Raw genomic sequence first — 18,303 nt, 5'->3', positions numbered from 1 at the left:
TCTAGAGAAATACGCCGCGCGATATGCCGCCATCCACACCGATGGATTCTCCGGTGATGGCGCCGGCGCGGGGCGATGCCAGGAACAGCACGGTGTCGGCAATTTCGTTCGGCTGCAAGACGCGGCGTATCGGCGTTACCTTGACGTAGTTGGCTTCGACCTGGCCCGCGGTCAAGCCTTGCTTGATCGCCTCTTTTTCGTACAGCTCGTGAATATGCGGTGTCTCCACAACCCCGGGGTGTATGACGTTGACGGTGATGCCGCTTGGGCCGAGCTGGTCGGACAGCACCTTGGTCATGTGGCAGATCGCCACATTGCGCATACCCGACAACTGCTTGCTGCCCCGCCCTGTCAGGCCGCCGATGTTGATGATGCGGCCATAGCTATTCTTCTTCATGTGCGGCGATGCGGCCTTGGCGCACCGCATATAGCCCACCACCTTGATATCGATATCCTTGAGCAGTCCCTCAGGATCCGCTTCATCAATGTCGCTGCGCACCAGCCCGCCCGGATGGGCGGCACCATTCACTAGAATGTCGATCCTGCCGAAGTGCGCCGCTACCTGATCCATCATTGACGTGATCTGCTCGGTGCTCGAGACATCCGCAGCTACCGGCATGATTTCAGTGCCAGTCTGCGCAGCGATCTCCCTGGCCGCTTCTTCGAGGCGTTCGCGGCCTCGGGCCACGATGGCCACACGCACACCCTCGCGGGCAAGCGCCTCCGTTACTGCACGGCCAATGCCCAAACTGCCGCCCGTCACCACTGCCACTTTGCCTTTCAATTGCAGATCCATTGCTTTCCATCCTCCGGTTTCGTGATTACGTTCGGTCGCCAGCCGCCCTGCGGCATGGCCGCCCGGACGCTTCTTGACACTTGTTTTTGTACCGATGTTTTGTGTGCCGACACCCTACATGCTCATTTCAATGAGCATCGGGCCATCCACGGCAAAGGCGCGCTCGAGCGCATCGGACAGCGTCTCGGCGCTTTCCACCCGTACCGCGCCGACGCCATAGCTGGTGGCCAGGCCCACCCAATCGATACGCGGGTGATCCAGCGCCGTCATCTGCGTTGCGCTCGGGCTAAGCGCCTTGCCGTCGCGGCGCAACTCATTGCGCAGCACCGCATACTGGTGATTGGCGACGATCAGCACCGTTACACGAAGGTTTTCATGGGCCAGCGACCAGAGCGTCTGTATGGTGTATTGCGTGCTGCCATCGGACAGCAGCGCCACGACACGGCGGTCTGGGCAGGCTATAGCCGCCCCCATAGCAACAGGAAGGCCCTGCCCAATCGCACCGCCCGTGTTGGTAAGCGCGGTATGCGGCCGGGCGGCCGCCGATGCGGCATAGAACGGGTAGCCGCACGTCCCGCCTTCCACCGAAACAATCGCACCCTCTGGCAGCATGCGCGCAAGCGTGGCCGAGGCATTACGCGCATCGAGCGGACCCGCCTGCGGCGCGATCACAGGCGCTTCGGAGGCGGCATATTGCGCGGCGCCAAGCTCCTCGACCACGGCTTCCAGGATTGCCACCGCATCTTCGCCCGGCCCCGCCAGCGTAAGGAGGCGTGCATCTTCCACCATCTGGCTGGGTTGGCCTTCATAGCCAAAATAGGTAATCGGCCGCAACGCACCTACCAGCACAACAATATCGGCGAGGTCGAGTACGGCACGCGCCGGCTCAGGGAAGTACGGCAGCCTGTCAAAATCGGGCAGCCCCTGCCCGCGTTCGGCGCGCGACGGAAATGTCTCCGCGTAAGCCTTGGCACCCAATGCAGCACACAGGCGGGCAACGAGCTTTTGCCCCGCAGCGCTCAGCGCGGCGGTTTCGCCCCCGCCTCCCAACAGAAACAAGGGCTTGCGCGCCGCGCGCAAGCGCGCCGCCACCGCCTGGATGTGTGCCCGCGTAACCGCGGGCGCGGCTTTTTCCACCAGACGAACCGCTTGTGGCGCGTGCGGCAACTGCGCCGCCTGGAAATCCGCCGGCACAATCAGGGTAGCGCCTTGCCCGCCGTTCGCCCGGCTTTGCGCGACGGCCTGATGTGCCGACGCAGCCATGTCCTGCGCATTCGCGACGCGATGCACCCAACCCGATACGGGCTTCGCCAGTGACTCAATATCGGAGGACAGCGGCGCATCGTAAGGCAGATGCCAACTGGTGTGATCGCCGATCAAGTTGACGATGGGCGTGCGGGCGCGGCGCGCATTGTGCAGATTAGCGATGCCATTGGCAAAGCCGGGCCCCAGATGCAGCAGCGTTGCAGCTGGTTTACCGCGCATGCGGCCATACCCGTCGGCCGCGCCGGTACAGACGTTTTCCTGCAAACCGACAATACACCGCATTTCAGGGTGGGCCTGCGCAGCCCGCACAAAATCCAGCTCCGTCGTGCCAGGGTTTGCGAAGCAGACCGATACGCCGGACTGCACCAGTGCACCAAGCATGGCGCCGGCGCCGCTTTGCGCGCACCCACCCATCTGCTCGCCCGCCCGTTCACCTTCGTGCTCGCGCGTCGCGTCCGAGCCAACTGATACGACTGCCTTCGCTTCCATAATCACTCCATTCCGGGGCACTTCTTATCTGATCTAATTTTTAGCAAGATTATCGTAATTTGATAATTACGTAAATAGTATAGGTGTAAAAATAGCAAATCTAATGGAAAATACCGATATTGGATAAATATGCAGAATTTTCGAACAGCCCTACCGTCATGCGTTCCGCACGCGCTCAGCAGGTCACGCAAGCGGCGATCCGGTTCGCCCTGCCCCTCGGGCTATGATGTTCTCGCTCGTCAAATAAAAAACACCATGAACAGTCTCCGCCGCATGCTCCAGATCCTTGATCTGTTCGGCCCCGAACAATCCGTCGTCGACGCGGAATCAATCTGCGCGCAGCTGGCGTTCGCGCCGGCCACCGCCTACCGATACATCAAGGAGTTGTGCGATGCCGGCTTGCTCACCCGCTTCCCCAAGGGATATGCGCTGGGCCCCCGCATCATCGAGCTCGACCTGCTGATGCGCGACCACGATCCGCTCGTCGCGGGCAGCCGCGACCTCATGGTTGAGATCGTTGAAAAGACAGGCATGGACATATTGCTGAGCCAGCTCTACGGCGACTCTGTCGTCAGTGTTCACCAACAATCGCGCGGGGATCCGTTCAAGCTGAAGTTCGGGCGCGGCAAGGCAATGGGTTTGTTCCAGAATGCGACTGGCCGGGTCATCCTCGCTCATCTACCGCCGCGCAAGCTGCGACGCATCTTCGACGAGCACGAAGGCAACGCGCAACTGAAGCGCCTGGGCTCAGACTGGAAGCATTTTTCACGCACTCTGCGCGATATCCGCAAGTGTGGTTATTGCATCACTCACGGCGAAGCCGACGTCAATCTCAGCGGCGTTGCGGCGGCGATTTTCGATGAGCAGCAGCGCGTGCTGGGCAGTATCACCCTGCTTGCCCAACGCGAACGGTATCGTGCATTCAATGAAGATTACCTGGCGGAGCTGGCCACCAGCACAGCAGCGAAGATCAGTGCGCGCATCTCCACATCCGGGCAGGATTCAACGTAGACGGCCGCATGCACCAGACCGCCGGCGGCGTCAGGCATATTGCAGGCAAATATCGCGAAGACGCCCGACCAACGGCGTCGGCGCATCGCGCTTTGCAACCAGCGACAAAGACAGGCATGCGTGTGCACCGACGTCGGCCAGTTCTATGAAACGCACGTGCGCAGTTGGATAGGCCCGCGTTACGCCGGGCACCAAGGTAATGCCCATGCCGCTCGCCACCAGGCTGACCAGGGTCTGTACCTGTATGGCTTCCTGGCTGATGCGGGGCGTGAAGCCCGCCGCATAGCAGAGCGCCAGCGCAACACCGTACAGGCCAGGCACCTTGACGGCGTCATACATCACGAAATTCTCGCCTCGACAATCAGCCAGTTGTACATCGCGCTTCGCGGCCAGGGGATGCTGGGCCGGCACGGCCAGCACCAAATCATCGCGCTGGAGAATACACGCGCCCAGCCGCGGATCATCTGCAATCGGGCCGCGTACCACACAGGCGTCCAGTTCACGGCTGTGAATCAATTCAATAAGCTCGACCGTACTCCCTTCGCGCAGGTCCAGACGAGCATCCGGATAGCGTTCACGAAATGCATTGAGCGCCGGCGGCAGCAGCGTATACGTGGCCGACCCCACGAAACCAAGCCGCAGCGTACCGCCCTCGCCACTGGCCACCATCCTCGCCGCCCTGCAGGCCTGCTCGGCATGGTGGATGGCTATGCGCGCATCGTCCAGCATGGCATGCCCGGCGGGCGTCAAGGACACGCCACGCGCACCGCGCACAAACAGCGGCGTACCCACGGTTTGCTCCAGCCGCTGTATCGACACGGATAACGCCGGCTGTGCAATGAACAACTGTTCCGCCGCGCGGCGGAAGGTACCCGTTTCGGCAATGGCAATGAGCTGCTGGAGCTGGCGCAGGCTTACAGACATAACATTTATGTATCGATCAATTGATAAACAATATTAGACCATTATGAGTCGATTGGATATGCTCAGAAAATCCATCTGGAAGCGGGGCTGCAGTGCACAACAGCCGAGTCGCGCATCCGCAGGCCATCACCGGCGCCCCTTAGGCGCGCCACGACAATAGCCGGAGCGCATTGATCGCCTGGCCGGAGCAGAAAACCACATGCTGTCTTCTACAACCGCTGCGCTAGGCGGCATCCGGGTTCTTGATCTGACCTCGGTTGTGTTCGGCCCCTATGCTTCACAGATTCTGGCCGACTATGGCGCCGATGTAGTGAAGATCGAATCGCCGGCCGGCGACTCCACGCGCAATACCGGCCCGGCCCTGGAAACAGGCATGTCCGCTGTGTTTCTGGGCATCAACCGAAACAAGCGCAGCATTGTTCTGGACCTGAAGAAGGCGTCGGCCAGAGAGGCACTGTTGTCGCTGATCGATAGCGCGGATGTCCTGATGCACAGCGTCCGGCCGCAAAAAATGGCTGCGCTTGGCCTGGACGCGGACACGGTTCGCGCACGCAACCCACGGCTCATTTACGCCGGGCTGCACGGCTTCGGCAACGGCGGCGCCTATTCGGGCGATCCGGCATACGACGACACCATACAGGGGCTGAGCGGGATTGCAGATATTGTCGCTCGTCAGTCGGGCGAACCGCGCTACTTGCCCACCATCGCCGCAGACAAAACCTGCGGTCTGGTTGCCGCGCATGCCATCCTGGCCGCACTGTTTCAACGCGAACGAACCGGCCAGGGGCAGTTCGTCGAGATACCCATGTTCGAATCCATGGCTTCGTACACCCTGGTGGAACATTTCTATGGCCGCCATCTGGTCGACGCCGGCGAACCCGCGGGGTACCCGCGCCTGCTCTCGGCCTGGCGCCGCCCCTACCAGACCCGCGACGGCTATCTGTGCATCATGCCGTATACCGATACCCACTGGCAGCGCTTCTTTGCCGGCACAGGGCATCCGGAATGGGCCAATGACCCGCGTTTCACGAGTATTTCCGCGCGCACCCAGCACATCGATGCACTTTACGAAATCACCGGCACGCTCATGCGAGAGCGCGACAGCGCCGAATGGCTGGCCTTCTTTGCGGACCACGAGATCCCCGCCACACGCGTGAACACGCTGGAAGACCTGGAGCGAGATGCACATCTGAAAAGCGTGGACTTCTTCGTCGACCTGCGCGACCCGCAAGAGAATACATACCGCTTCACCCGCAACCCTGTGCGGATGGAGCAATCAGTGGTCCCTGTCGCCATGCCGCCACGCCTGGGCCAACATACCCGTGAAGTTCTTGCCGAAGCGGGGCTGTCGGCCGACACGATCGACAACCTGCTTCGCAGCGGCGCCGCGAAGCACCACGCGAAACTCTGATTACTGGACGCCATCCAGTGCCCTTGACACTTTACTGACTCGCTTTTCATTTCTCGGATATAGCATGCACGATACCCCTCCCACACTCGGCCTAGGTTATTACTGGCAGGATCTGAACGCCGGCCAACGCTTCCAGACTTTTCGCCGCACCATCACCGAAACCGATTTGGTCAACTTCATTAGCACAACCGGCATGCTGGAGACGATATTCATCGACACCACCTATGCCAGCGGCGCGATCAAAGGGCGGCCTGTCCCGGGCGCGCTTACCTATGGGCTGATCGAAGGGTTGCTTATGCAAGGCATGGTTCAGGGCACAGGCCTCGCACTGCTGGAGGTGCATAAAAAAATGATCGCCCCTGTCATGGTGGGCGACACCGTCCATGCCCTGGTGGAAATTCTGTCCGTGCGGCCTACATCGAAAAACAACCGAGCCATTGTCGGATCACGCGTCGACGTCAAGAATCAGCATGGCCAGGACGTCATGACCTACACCGTCACCCGCATGCTGGCCGGCAGGCCGGATTAGGCTGCACGACACCCTGCAAAGAACGCAACCCACAATAAGGAAGAAGGAGACAACAATGAAACTCATACGAAAAATGCTTTTTGTATCGCTGGCCGCACTGGCCATGACGACGGGCCCCGCCGCCATGGCACAGGAGGCCAAGTGGCCGTCCCGAGCCATGAACATGATCGTGCCCTTCCCGCCCGGCGGGCCCACAGACCTAATCGCTCGCGTGCTGGCAAAACATCTCGGCGATCAGTTAGGGCAGCCCATCGTTGTTGAAAACAAGGCTGGCGCCAACGCCACCATCGGCATGGCCGCCGCCGCTAAAGCCAACGCCGATGGCTATACATTGTTGTACAACACCTCATCGATCGCTCTGGCGCCTGCGCTATACAAACAACTTTCATTTGATCCACTGAAAGATTTCGACGCGGTGTCTTCCACGGCCGTCATCCCGATGGTGCTGCTAACGCACCCATCCGTTCCGGCCAGCACTGTGCAAGAGTTCGTTGCCTATGCCCGCAAGCATCCTCAACAGCTTTCCTACGGCTCGGCGGGTGCCGGCAACATCACCCACTTGGGCGCATTTCTCTTCAATCAAACTACAGGCATCGATGCCACGCACATCCCCTATCGCGGCAGCGCCCCCGCACTGACTGATCTGGTCGGCGGACAAGTCCAGTTCATGGCCAACACCTTGAACGACTCGCTGCCCTTCATCAAAGAAAAACGCGTCAAGGCATTGGCCATCACCAGTATCGCCCGCAACCCCGCCGTACCCGACGTCCCGACCATCGCCGAAACCGTGATCCCCGGCTTTGAAATGGGTGCGTGGCAAGGCATTATGGTCCCCGCCGGCACACCCACCGCCATCGTGACACGGCTGAACAGCGAAATCCGCAAGGCGCTGCAAACCGATACAGTACGCGCACAGCTGAAGCTCCAAGGCGCCGAACCCCTGGGCGCAACGCCCCAGGAGTATCAACAGTACATCGTCGCCGAAACCAAACGGCTCGGCGACGTGATCGCATCCGCAGGGGTCAAGCTCAATTGATCAATCGACGCTCATGCCCTCGGCCTTGAGGGTGGGCGTCAAACTGCCGCCGCGGCAAGGGCGGCGCACCCCACAATTCCGAAATGGAAAGAAGGGTGTTAGGGAAATCGAAAGCCGTCTGGCCGCGCCAGCGAGAAGCCTGTGTCTCGCAAAAGCTGCGCCATACCGTCGCCGGCGAGCACCCTGAATTCGGCCACCCGCTGGGCGCCCAGGACGTCGTCATCGGCCGCCGCCGTCGCGGGATGGCACATCAACAGCGCGCCATCGCCGGCCGCGCGCAGCCAACAGGCAAGCAGCCGGCGGTAGGCTGCTTCGCCGCCAGAAAAACCATATACACCGAGAAACCCTTTATTGAGCGTGAAGCCGCGTGCACCTGCCTGCCGCGCAAACCGACGCGCCCCCAGCATCTGGATCACGAGCGCCTTGCCGCGCAGCGGCCATGGTACGCCCGGCTGCGCCGCAGCGATGGTCGATCGCAACCAAGGCCGATCCGCGACCGCATAGCGGCGCACCAGCTCGCGCAGCAGACAATCGCGAATGATGGGCAACTGGTGCACATGTTGATGGCCATCGATGAAATCCGGGCCTCGCCGCAGCACCTCCTCGAATGCATCAAGCTGGTGTACGATCTGGCGCTCCACCGCTGCCGCATCCAGGCGCCGCCCATACGCGGCGGCAATCAGCCACGGCAAGGGCCGATACAGGCCTTCGCCATTCAAGGCTTCGGTAAAGTTAAGATGCAGGCCAAGCTGCAGGCCCGACGTGGAAAGTGCGTCGGCATGGCTGCGAAAGGACGGCCCGTACGGCATACAGCTGGCTGCGCTCAGGCGCCCCAGCTCCGCCAACCGTAAAATAGCCTCGTCGATAGCCGGATTCATGCCGAAATCATCGGCACAAATTGTCAGGAATTTGCCGCAGCCGGCATCATTGCCCACATTAACCTCTACTGGAAACGTTCACATGCGGCACCTTATCGGACAGCTCGGCTGGTTCGTCGCAGTTGGCTGCGCAGCATCTGCCACACACTGGCTCACCGCTGTGCTGGTGGTGAGTTATGCACACCTGACGCCGCTGATCGCCAACATTGCCGGCTGGCTCGCGGCGTTTGTTGTGTCGTTTACAGGACATTATCACTTGACCTTCCGGCACGGTAAAGCGCCCATACGCACGGCAGCCAGGCGCTTCTTCGCGGTGTCGGCGCTAGGCTTCGCCGTCAACGAAGCCTCGTATGCTTTTCTGCTCAATATCACGCCAATCCGCTACGACATTCTGCTGGCTATGATTCTGATCGGCATCGCCGCCATGACATTCGTCCTGGGGCGCTTCTGGGCGTTTCATCACAGGCCTTAGACACCAACTGCGCGCAGGCGCCCAGATTACTTGCGCGAATCGCTCGACGACGAGACGCCCAGCCCCTCGCCGGATTTGTGCCGCACCACATAAAGCGGGCGATGCTTGACCTCACCGAATATGCGGGCAATGTACTCACCCACCACGCCTACCGAAAGCAGGCTCACGCCCTCGAAGAACAAAATGAGTGTAATCAATGTCGCCCAACCCTGCACCGGATCACCATACAACCAATGTGCCAACACGATATATAAACCATAGGTGAACGACAGCAGGGCCAAGCACAGGCCAACCAGGCTCAGCAGGCGCAAGGGCCAGGTTGTGAACGCCGTGAGCCCTTCCATCGCAAGACGAAACAGCTTCAGTGCCTTGAAATGCGACTGACCGTGCAGGCGCTCAGGGGGCGAATAATACATAGGCTCCGAACGGAAGCCGACCCATGCAAAAAGGCCCTTCATGAAACGCGTGCGCTCAGGAAGCGCCATCAAGGCGTCTACCACGACGCGATCCATCAGGCGAAAATCGCCAGCGTTCTCGGGCACGTGCAAGCCGTCCGATGTACGCAGCATGTGGTAGAACAAGCGGGTGCCTAGCCGTTTGAAGATTGTTTCATCGGCCCTCGATGCGCGCACCGCATACACCATCTCGACGCCCTGAGACCAACGTTCGACCATGGCGGGGATTAAGGCGGGAGGGTGCTGAAAATCGGCATCCATAAGCACCACGACTTGGCCTTGCGCGGCCTCCAGGCCCGCACTGATCGCAGCCTCTTTACCAAAATTGCGGGAAAGCTGAATACAGACGACTTCGGGTTGGCGGCTCGCCCATTCGGCCAGCACGGCATGCGTTGCATCGGTACTGCCGTCGTCGACAACAATGATTTCAAAGCGGGGCGCGAGCGTACCCAGCAATGCGACCAGTTCCGGCAACAGAACCCTCAGACTTGCCGCTTCATTGAGGCACGGAATAACGCAACTGATTGACGATGGCTGCTGCATATATTTCTAATTTTGAACAGACCCGGCGGGCACTGCCTGATTTACCCTATTATGGCACGCGAAGACATGGTGGCAACGCGGTAATTAGGCGGCAATTATGGCGCACACACCCATCCTGTCAATGTGTCATGAATGATACATGCATATAAACAACGCACAGCCTGGCACGTAAAATGCTGCCGCGGCCAGGCAAAGCGCCGTACCACCTTTTCGCAGCCGTACACGCACCACAATGAGCCTCAACGTCCCACCCCTGCTTTCGCTACTGGCGGCCATCGCTATGCTGCTGATCGGTACCATCGTCAATCGCAAGGTACCGTTTCTTTCGCGCTACAACATCCCGGATCCGATCACTGGCGGCTTAATCTTCGCCATAGCGGCCGCAATCGCCTTGGCGTCCGCGGATTTCCAGATCTCGTTCGAGCAATCCATCAAACCGGTTCTTCTGCTGATGTTTTTCAGCGGCGTGGGCCTGTGTGCGGATCTTCGCCAGCTCAAGCGCGGCGGCAAGGCGCTGCTGATTTTCCTGCTCGTGCTGCTGCCCTTTATCGTGGTTCAGAATCTGGTCGGCGTGGGTGTGGCGAAGCTGCTCGATCTGCACCCCATCTTCGGGCTGGTGGCTGGCTCTATCACCCTGGTGGGCGGCCATGGCACCGGCGCCGCGTATGCCGACCGCTTTGCCGAGATCAACAACCTGCAGATGGTCATGGACCTGACCATGACCGTCGCCACCATAGGCCTGATCATCGGCGGCCTTATCGGGGGCCCCGTGGCGCAGTACCTGATCAACCGCCATAAGCTTCGATCAACGGCCGAGCAGGCCTCCGATACGCACGAATATCACGAAACGGCCGCTCCCATCAGCACCACCGGCGCCCTGGGGGCGTTGGCGGGTATTTTCACCGCAGTCATCATCGGCCAGTGGCTGGCCGAGCGCTACTCCGGTGGCGCGGTGACCATACCCGCCTTTCTCTGGTGCATGCTGATCGGGATCGCGATCCGCAATCTGCTGCCTTTCACAGGCATGCGCTTCGACGACCGGGCCTCAGACCTGATCGCCAATGTCTGCCTGTCGCTGTTTCTCGTGATGACAATGATGACGCTGAACCTGGTCGAGGTTGCGCTGTCTGCCGGCCCCTTCCTGGTCATCATCGCGGCCCAGGTCGTGGCGATCGTCCTGTATGTTGTCTTCGTCTGCTTCCGTTTCATGGGGCGCGATTATGAAGCCGCAGTCACGTCGGCGGCGTTTATCGGCTTCAATATGGGATCCACCGCCACGGCCATGGCCAACATGCAAGCCATCGTGGCCAAGCATGGGCCGGCGCCCACCAGTTATCTCATCGCACCGCTAGCCGGCGCTTTTTTCGTGGACATCATGAATGCGTTTGTGTTGACCGGCCTGCTGGCACTGCCATTCATCGGAGGCTGAAGATGCGCGCCCTGCTTGCCAGCCTGATTCTCATTTTTCTTGCCGCCTGCGGCGGCGGCCCCGACGTGCAAGCATTGCGCACAGGCGTAGACACGCGCCTGGAGCATGCCTTGCCCGCCGGCGTGCTTGATCTAACGAGCCTCATCCGGCGCGGTTCGCAACGCGATACACGCGCACCCGCCGGGGAAAACCGCCGTATTGTGTACTTCGACGCAGAGCTCAAATTGCTGCGCGACATCGATTTTGGCGCCTGGAATGCACCCGGTATCGCCGGGCTGGTATCGGCGCTAGGCGCTGGCCCAAAAGGTATTGAGGGCATTAGAGCGGGCGGCAACAAAGCCGGCGACGTCATCCGCGCCCACGGCACCGCACTATACCGCGAAGAAAACAACACCTGGACACTGATCGTACCGGCGGGTTATCAGCCGCCCATCGCGCCGGGCGTAGCAACCGGCTATACAGAGCGCACCAATGCCTTGCTGGCCGCACTGCGCCGCGCAGTCGAATCATTTCCGCGGGACACCTCACCAGAGCAGCATGCCGCAATCGAAGAAGAACTCGCTGCCGCACAAGCAAGTATACGGGCCCGCCTGGCAAGGGTTTCAGACGGCTACGCCATTGCCGCCGGCGCGGAGCATGGGCAGTACCTGCGCGTCGCACAAGCGCTGTTCGGAGAAAAGGGATCGCGCGCGGTTCCGCTGATCACACGCGGCGGCGAAGAAAACCTGAGGCTGCTGCGCTCTGGAAAAGTACCCATCGCACTTGCTCAGGGCGACGCGGCCCTGGATGCGTACCAGGGCACCGGGGTGTTCAAAGACCAGGGGCCACAGGTCGCCTTGCGCGGCATTGCCAGCCTGTACCCAGAGCCCATGCACATCCTGGTGCGCGCTGAAAGCAGCCTGAAGAAAGTGGCGGATCTGCGCGGCAAGCGCGTCGCCATCGGAGAAACAGGCGCCGCCTCGCGCACGACGGCGCTGCGTGTATTGGCCGCCCACGGGCTGGAACCGAAAGACATCATTGCAGAAGCGCTGACCATAGGTGGCGCCCTGCAGGCACTACAGAACAACCAGACCGATGCTGTCATGCAAGTCATCGGCACACCGGCCGACGCCATCCGCGAAGCACAAACTGACATGTCCCTGCGCATGCTGCCGCTTTCAGAAACGGCCATCCACACACTGGTCGGCGCGCGGCAGGGTTACTTTCCCTACACCGTGGCACGCGGCACCTACCCTGGGCAGAACGATGATGTGCACACCATCGCCACCGCTGCTCTACTGCTCACCGATACGGCATTCTCCGATGCGGAAATCACCGCCCTGACCCAAAACATTTTCGCCCCTGGGCGCGACTACTCTGCCCTGGGCAGCACACAGGGCGCGCAAATATCGGTCTCCACCAGCCGCATCGGCATGTCTGTGCCCATGCACGCGGCAGCTGCCCGGGCGCTGGACGGCTTGGCAGGCGAAGCATCTGCGGCACAAAACGTGGAACCGCCCGGGCAGATCAAGCAGGACGGTGCGGCGCGCGCACAGTAGGCCGCACCGCTATGTCTTAACGCTTGGACTTTCCGTACCGATGTCCGCGATCGCCCTTGTTCGTATGCTCGATCGTCTTGCGGTCAGCGGCTCGCTCACGGCCTTTGAACCGATCAGTGGCGTTTGGGCCGTTGGTATTAAAGAGCCCTTGCTGGCTGATAGAGCTACCAGACTTGCCGCCCGGATGCCCGTTTCCTTGTTTAGCGTGCGCGACCGAACCGGCCCCCAATGCGATCGACGCAACCATAACCGCTAGTAATTTACTTGCCATGCTTAATAGCTCCAAAAAATAGCGGGCGCCAGCACCAACAGAAGAGGCGCGCACCCGCCCTACATTGTCATGGTGGCCACAGCATTTGCCGTGAACCACTTCGATACAATCATTGAGTTGCATGTAACCAAGCTGTAATGGCCGAGTGGGCTTTTAACAACGGCCCTTCTTTGCCTGCCCGGGGGGGCAGAAGTAGCCGCGACCTCGGCGATCGTCATCCCACTCCCGGTAATGATGGTGATGGCGGTGGCGGCGCTCCCGCACGTAGCGTGGCCGCTCTTCGCCATAGTCGTAGCCGGCCGCGGCGCCCACGCCGCCGCCCAACGCGCCGCCGATGATTGCGCCATCACGCCCACCGACATACTCGCCCACTGCGGCGCCAACACCGCCACCCAGCGCGCCGCCGACAATCGTCGAACCACCGGCGTGAGCCGCCCCGGATATCGCAAGCGCGAGTACGGCAGGCAGCAGAATTCGGGTAATCATTTTATTGCTCTCCAGAAAATGACCGTCGAGCAAAGGCTACTGGCAGGGTGACCTGCCAGCTGTTTTTATCTGTGCGGGGATGTAACAAACTTGCAATCAGGCATATTGCTGTTGAGCGACTGCCGCTGGGCAAAATCACATCAAGGATTCAAGGGCTGCGAAGCCGTATCCAGGTCAATCCGCCAAAATCCCTTTGATGGCTTGCGTGGATAACTGATCGGCTACGCGCCGCCTGAAGTCGGCGGGCTCGGTTTCACGGGGGCGATACCAGACCGTGATCCAGTTCAGCATGCCCAATATGCCTTTTGCGGCAAGCGAGGCATTGATCGCAGCGAACTGGCCCTGCTCAATGCCCGCTCCGATAACATCGATAAACAAGTTTTCGTAGGCGTCGCGCATGGCAATGACCTCTGCCAGCGCTTCGCGCTCCATGGGGGTGGTGCTGACAGATTGGTGCAGTTCAACACCCTGCACCGTGACGCGTTGATAATAAAGCGTATCCATCATCAGCCTGGCGTGGGAATGCGCCATGCGATCCAGTTTTTCCTTGGCATCGAGCGTGTTGTCCGTAGCGATGGGAACCTGAGCTTTCAGGTTCATGAGCATCGCGCGCTTGTGTACCGCAAAGAAAAGATCGATCTTACTGCGATAGTGATAATAGACGCTGCCTTTGGTAGCGCCAATCTGGCTTGCGATCAAATCTATGGATGCGGCGCTAAACCCGTATGTTGTAAATGCCTTGGCCGCTGCATCAAGCAAGCTGAGCTGAATGGGCGGCAGATTCTCGTAGTCGATATCCACCCATTTTTCAAGTTCGGAGGTAAGGTTCACGGTGTTTTGTTCGCAGTGTTTGCAAGACAACGGGGTTGGCGGGGCCAGTATAGCTATAAACACTCTGCACAATCGGCATTACCCGAACAGGGCGCCCCGCCCGCGCAGCGGCGGTGGAAAATGCTGCGCGCTGGTTTGATCAGGTTTCAAAAACATCATCGTTGCCCGCCAGGCTGGTGCCGCCCAACGCAGGAGGCGGACGCTGTATGCTGGCCGGCGTGTCCGCGAGCTTGATGGGGATGCCCGGCCCGGTGTAGCCGGGGGTGCGGACAATCATATTCCGAAACTGCGCGTGCGGGGAATTGGCAACGGCTTCTATATCCAGAATCGGCGCGGCCGGCACGCCGTCGGCGAGCAGCATGGGCCCAAGCGCTTCGCCATCTATGCGTTCGAATGCGGCACACAGCTCGGCCTCCAGCGCCTCCCGGTTTTCAACCCTCGCGCGGTTGGTACTGAACCGCGGATCCTGCGGCAATGCGGGCACTTGAAGATGCCCGCACAGTTTGATGAACAGCCTGTCGTTGGCAACCGCGACGAACAACGGCGTTGTACTGGTTTTGTAGACGTTATACGGAACAATGTTCGCGTGCCGATTTCCGGACGGCCCTGGGACTTTCCCAGAATGCAGGTAGTTGGTCAGGAAAGGATGGGCCACTGACACCGCGCTGTCGTACAGGCTGACATCCGCCATCTGCCCGCGCCCCGTCCGGTGGCGGGCCTGCAAGGCCAGCAGCACCGCCATGGCGGCATTCATACCTGTTGTCAGATCGACGACAGGAACCCCCAGGCGCACCGGCTCGCCGTCTACATCGCCATTGATGGAAAGCAGGCCAGCCATAGCCTGAACGGCGGCATCATAGCCGGGCAGCCCCCCGTAGGGCCCGTCATCGCCAAAACCGGTGATGCGGCAATGTATGAGCCGTGGATATTGGCGGGAGAACCATGACGGATGATCGATGCCCCATGCCTGCAGCGTGCTCAGCTTGAAGTTCTCGATGAGCACATCCGCCGTTTCCAGCAGTGAAAACAGCCGGTCGCGATCCGCCTGCTCGCCCAGGTCCAGGATGGCGCTGCGCTTATTCCGGTTGACTGCGTTGAAGTAAGCAGAGCTGCCATTTACAAAGGGTGGGCCGAAGCCGCGACACTCGTCGCCCTCGGGGCTTTCGATCTTGATCACAGCCGCGCCGTGGTCGCCCAGAATCTGGCCGGCAAACGGGCCGGCAAGCACTCTGGAAGCGTCCACAACCTTCAACCCGGCCAGGGCGCCCAAGGTCTGTTTTTGAGTATTCATGGCAGTAAGACGTTAGTTAGTTTGCGGTTTTCGTGTTGGCTTTGTTAGCCACCGTTGTTGCGTATCCGCCAGATCGGCCCGCTTTCCTGGTTACCCAGCGGCGCGGAATAATCGATCTGAAGCCGCCGGTTATGGGCGTATGCGGCGCCCTCCATAAGGCCATTCCATGCGCCGCCCAGCGCAGGGTGATACTCGTTCAGCCCTTTCCTGAAGGCCCAACCCTTCTGGCTGACTTCATAAGCACCGTCCGCCAGGCGTTCTACGCCACACTCGTCGCCATGCGCCCGGGCCAGATCGGCGACAAAGCCTGCAAACCCCTTGGCGTCGCTTGTATATGCGCCGCCCAGCCCTCGCGCGGTTTCATGATAGAACTGCATGCCAACCATTTTCCCTATCGTGCGCAAGCGGTGGGCGGCCTCGTCCGGCCCCCAAAGCTGCAAGGCGGTCGGATACACGGAGCGCATATATTCCATTGCGTAGTTGCGGTGCGCTTTGGCCAACCTGGCTGTTGGCCATTGATCCGTGGGTAGCCGGGGCGCTTTCTCGGGATCGAAATCAGGCGCGTCCTCGTCGCGTGCGAAACGTAAACGCTCATGCGGCGCAAGATCGCGATCGTACTCGTAGTAATAGCCCTCCAGCCCCGACTGCCCGTCCACGGTTTGCTTGGTGCAGACGAAGCCCAGCCTCGGATTCTTGAGCATGACGCCATTCTGGGCATGCCATCCCGCCAGCATGGCGCGAGAGGCTTCCGGCGGTATCCCGCATAATGCCGTGCCAGACCAGATCCAACGCGGGGCCGCGTAGCGGATCCACGCCTTCTGCTCCGACTCATACATGTACTCCACCGCAACCCCGCCAATATGGTTCGATAGATAATGGTACTGAGCCGCCGCGACAGCATGGGGCAGCTTGGCGAGGCCGAGCTTTTCCAGCCCCGCAAGGAATCGCTCGCGACGCTGGCGGCAAAAGACTTCATAGACAAGCTCGGCGGCGTTTGCGGCCCCATGCCGGGAGGAAACATACAGCACTGTGCCAGTGAAGTACGCGTGGTAAAGCTCTGCGACGGCGCGCCATGCCTGTATAGGTTCGTCGGTGATGTGATCAGTGTTCAATTCTCATTCCTCGATGCTGTACAGCGGCCTCAGGACAAGGCATTTTGCTTGATTGCCCGCGCAATTACCACGCGCTGAATCTCCGATGTGCCTTCGTAGATTTCAGTGATGCGCTGGTCCCGGTAGCATCGCTCGACCGCGCTGGGCTTGACATACCCGCGGCCGCCCAGCGTCTGCATGCCGGCGTCGCACACGCTATGCGCGACCTCGCTGGTGAACAGCTTGGCCATGGCGCCAAGGGTGCGGACATCTTGCCCGTTGTCATAGGCTTTGGCGGCCTCATAGAGCATCATGCGCGCGGCAGATAACTGCGTCGCGGCGTCGGCCAGTTTGAAGCCTATGGCCTGGTGGTCGATAATGGCGCGCCCGAAGGTTTTGCGCGACGACGCAAATTCAACGGCGGCATGGTAGCTGCACAGTGCAATACCCATCGCCTGCGCGGCAACGACGATCCTGCCCACATTCAAGGTGGACAATGCCAAGCGCAAGCCGCCGCCCACCTCGCCCACAATGCTCGACGACGGTACGCGAACGTCGACCTTGAAGTTGGTGGTGGTTGTACCGCGTATACCCATTTTGTCTTCATAGAAATCGACGACCGCGCCTTCCGTATCGCGCGGCACCCAGAATGCGGTGATATTGTCGCGCACGCTTGGGTCTGCCGTTTTTGCGAAGACAATGAAGTGCCTGGAATGGCCGCCGTTGCCGAGCCAGCACTTTTCCCCTTTGATGCGCCACATATCGCCTTCCCGCACGGCAGTGGTTTGAATGGCCGCGGCGTCGGAGCCGGCATCCCGCTCGCTCAAAGCGAAGTTCACTGCCTCGCCATTTTGTGCCAGACCGCCAAGCAGCACTTGCCTTTGTTGTTCGCTGCCGCCCAGCAGCACGGGGAAGGCACCCAGGGAAAGGGCGGCCATTATGGCCGCTGTGGAACCGCAACTCTCGGCAATTGCTTCGACCGCCGCTACAAGCGACGTCAATGAGCTGCCGCCGCCGCCATATGCCTTGGGCAGGAACATGCCCGAAACACCCGACTGCCGTAAAGGCTCAAGATGCTCAACCGGATAGCGCTGATCCTGATCAATGGCATGCGCGAGCGGTTGAAAGTACTTTGCGCCCAAGCCCCGCGCGATATCGCGCCATTGCACCGCGTCCTCGTCCAGTTGCGGTTCCCATATTACGGCCATTGAAGCTCCCTTTCAGTATTTTCAGTGTGCAGAATCCCATGCGTGGAATTGCCCAGACCAGACAACATACTACTCAGTATCTTGTTTATGTCAAGCATAGAGCTTAAGAATAAAACCTCATCCACACCATGAGTAATGGATGTTATTGGTCGAATTGCAATTTCAAAATAAATATATGATACTGCGTAGTATCTCAAAGCGAGGATGTCGATCAGAGTAACTTGATGAAGGTGACTCGATGAACGGGCGCGCAGATTAGCAATATGGGAGGCCGCGCCATGAGTCATCAGGTTCTGGGCTGTTATGCCGTGCTTCGTCATGACGCGATCCAGCGTGCCGCGCATCTCT

19 protein-coding genes are annotated in these 18,303 nt (G+C 60.2%); 7 read left to right on the top strand and 12 right to left on the bottom strand.

The window, feature by feature from the left end; genetic code table 11:
- Nucleotide 1 precedes the first annotated feature (1 nt).
- The gene (locus tag LOL23_RS11890) at nt 2–796 is read right to left on the bottom strand and encodes an SDR family NAD(P)-dependent oxidoreductase (protein ID WP_160981136.1); all 795 of its coding nucleotides are present in this window, start codon (nt 794–796) and stop codon (nt 2–4) included.
- Nucleotides 797–910: 114 nt separating this feature from the next.
- Nucleotides 911–2,476: an acetolactate synthase large subunit gene (locus LOL23_RS11885; protein ID WP_160981245.1), complete on the bottom strand. Its 1,566-nt coding sequence runs from the start codon at nt 2,474–2,476 to the stop codon at nt 911–913.
- A gap of 330 nt (nt 2,477–2,806) precedes the next feature.
- Between LOL23_RS11885 and LOL23_RS11880 the strand changes: the two genes are divergently transcribed.
- On the top strand, nt 2,807–3,562 hold the full coding sequence (locus tag LOL23_RS11880; protein ID WP_237173641.1) for an IclR family transcriptional regulator: 756 nt from the start codon (nt 2,807–2,809) through the stop codon (nt 3,560–3,562).
- 30 nt (nt 3,563–3,592) lie between these two features.
- Here the strand turns inward: LOL23_RS11880 and LOL23_RS11875 are convergent, their stop codons facing one another.
- Nucleotides 3,593–4,486 (bottom strand): LysR family transcriptional regulator, encoded by an 894-nt coding sequence (locus tag LOL23_RS11875; protein WP_160981140.1) that lies wholly within the window; start codon nt 4,484–4,486, stop codon nt 3,593–3,595.
- Between the two features lie 199 nt (nt 4,487–4,685).
- On the opposite strand from LOL23_RS11875, the gene LOL23_RS11870 reads away from it, so the two are divergent.
- From LOL23_RS11870 to LOL23_RS11860, 3 genes are all read left to right on the top strand, one after another.
- Nucleotides 4,686–5,897: a CaiB/BaiF CoA transferase family protein gene (locus LOL23_RS11870; RefSeq protein WP_160981142.1), complete on the top strand. Its 1,212-nt coding sequence runs from the start codon at nt 4,686–4,688 to the stop codon at nt 5,895–5,897.
- 64 nt (nt 5,898–5,961) lie between these two features.
- A complete protein-coding gene (locus tag LOL23_RS11865) occupies nt 5,962–6,426 on the top strand; it encodes a MaoC family dehydratase (protein ID WP_160981144.1) in 465 nt (154 codons plus the stop codon).
- Nucleotides 6,427–6,481: 55 nt separating this feature from the next.
- Nucleotides 6,482–7,462, top strand: coding sequence for a Bug family tripartite tricarboxylate transporter substrate binding protein (locus LOL23_RS11860; protein ID WP_237173640.1), 981 nt, complete (start codon nt 6,482–6,484; stop codon nt 7,460–7,462).
- A gap of 98 nt (nt 7,463–7,560) precedes the next feature.
- On the opposite strand, the gene LOL23_RS11855 is transcribed toward LOL23_RS11860, so the two are convergent.
- The gene (locus LOL23_RS11855) at nt 7,561–8,340 is read right to left on the bottom strand and encodes a ChbG/HpnK family deacetylase (protein WP_160981146.1); all 780 of its coding nucleotides are present in this window, start codon (nt 8,338–8,340) and stop codon (nt 7,561–7,563) included.
- Nucleotides 8,341–8,422: 82 nt separating this feature from the next.
- Between LOL23_RS11855 and LOL23_RS11850 the strand changes: the two genes are divergently transcribed.
- Nucleotides 8,423–8,812 carry a GtrA family protein gene (locus LOL23_RS11850; protein ID WP_160981148.1) on the top strand — a complete coding sequence of 130 codons (390 nt, stop codon included), beginning with the start codon at nt 8,423–8,425 and terminating at the stop codon, nt 8,810–8,812.
- A gap of 26 nt (nt 8,813–8,838) precedes the next feature.
- Here the strand turns inward: LOL23_RS11850 and LOL23_RS11845 are convergent, their stop codons facing one another.
- The gene (locus tag LOL23_RS11845) at nt 8,839–9,810 is read right to left on the bottom strand and encodes a glycosyltransferase family 2 protein (RefSeq protein ID WP_160981150.1); all 972 of its coding nucleotides are present in this window, start codon (nt 9,808–9,810) and stop codon (nt 8,839–8,841) included.
- Nucleotides 9,811–10,042: 232 nt separating this feature from the next.
- Between LOL23_RS11845 and gltS the strand changes: the two genes are divergently transcribed.
- Together gltS and LOL23_RS11835 are read left to right on the top strand one after the other, a co-directional pair.
- Nucleotides 10,043–11,239 carry a sodium/glutamate symporter gene (gene gltS, locus LOL23_RS11840; protein WP_160981152.1) on the top strand — a complete coding sequence of 399 codons (1,197 nt, stop codon included), beginning with the start codon at nt 10,043–10,045 and terminating at the stop codon, nt 11,237–11,239.
- Between the two features lie 2 nt (nt 11,240–11,241).
- Nucleotides 11,242–12,777, top strand: a complete 1,536-nt coding sequence (locus LOL23_RS11835) for a TAXI family TRAP transporter solute-binding subunit (RefSeq protein WP_237173639.1) — start codon at nt 11,242–11,244, stop codon at nt 12,775–12,777.
- A gap of 16 nt (nt 12,778–12,793) precedes the next feature.
- Here the strand turns inward: LOL23_RS11835 and LOL23_RS11830 are convergent, their stop codons facing one another.
- The 7 genes from LOL23_RS11830 to LOL23_RS11800 form a co-directional block, all read right to left on the bottom strand.
- Complete coding sequence (locus LOL23_RS11830; RefSeq protein ID WP_202411776.1) at nt 12,794–13,171, bottom strand: hypothetical protein; 378 nt, start codon at nt 13,169–13,171, stop codon at nt 12,794–12,796.
- A 30-nt stretch (nt 13,172–13,201) separates the two neighbouring features.
- Complete coding sequence (locus tag LOL23_RS11825) at nt 13,202–13,534, bottom strand: YMGG-like glycine zipper-containing protein (protein WP_237173725.1); 333 nt, start codon at nt 13,532–13,534, stop codon at nt 13,202–13,204.
- A gap of 174 nt (nt 13,535–13,708) precedes the next feature.
- Complete coding sequence (locus tag LOL23_RS11820) at nt 13,709–14,365, bottom strand: TetR/AcrR family transcriptional regulator (RefSeq protein WP_237173638.1); 657 nt, start codon at nt 14,363–14,365, stop codon at nt 13,709–13,711.
- Between the two features lie 139 nt (nt 14,366–14,504).
- Complete coding sequence (locus tag LOL23_RS11815; protein WP_160981158.1) at nt 14,505–15,656, bottom strand: CaiB/BaiF CoA transferase family protein; 1,152 nt, start codon at nt 15,654–15,656, stop codon at nt 14,505–14,507.
- A 44-nt stretch (nt 15,657–15,700) separates the two neighbouring features.
- Nucleotides 15,701–16,768, bottom strand: a complete 1,068-nt coding sequence (locus tag LOL23_RS11810; protein ID WP_237173637.1) for a hypothetical protein — start codon at nt 16,766–16,768, stop codon at nt 15,701–15,703.
- A gap of 29 nt (nt 16,769–16,797) precedes the next feature.
- Entirely contained in the window at nt 16,798–17,955 is a 1,158-nt protein-coding gene (locus LOL23_RS11805) for an acyl-CoA dehydrogenase family protein (RefSeq protein ID WP_237173636.1), read from the bottom strand.
- The gene (locus LOL23_RS11800; protein WP_237173635.1) at nt 17,946–18,275 is read right to left on the bottom strand and encodes a hypothetical protein; all 330 of its coding nucleotides are present in this window, start codon (nt 18,273–18,275) and stop codon (nt 17,946–17,948) included. The genes LOL23_RS11805 and LOL23_RS11800 overlap by 10 nt, the downstream gene beginning before the upstream one ends.
- Between the last annotated feature and the right edge of the window lie 28 nt (nt 18,276–18,303).

Origin of the sequence: Paracandidimonas lactea, assembly GCF_021653995.1 — a bacterium.
Lineage (GTDB): Bacteria > Pseudomonadota > Gammaproteobacteria > Burkholderiales > Burkholderiaceae_B > Allopusillimonas > Allopusillimonas lactea.
This window is presented reverse-complemented; position numbering and strand designations above follow the sequence as displayed.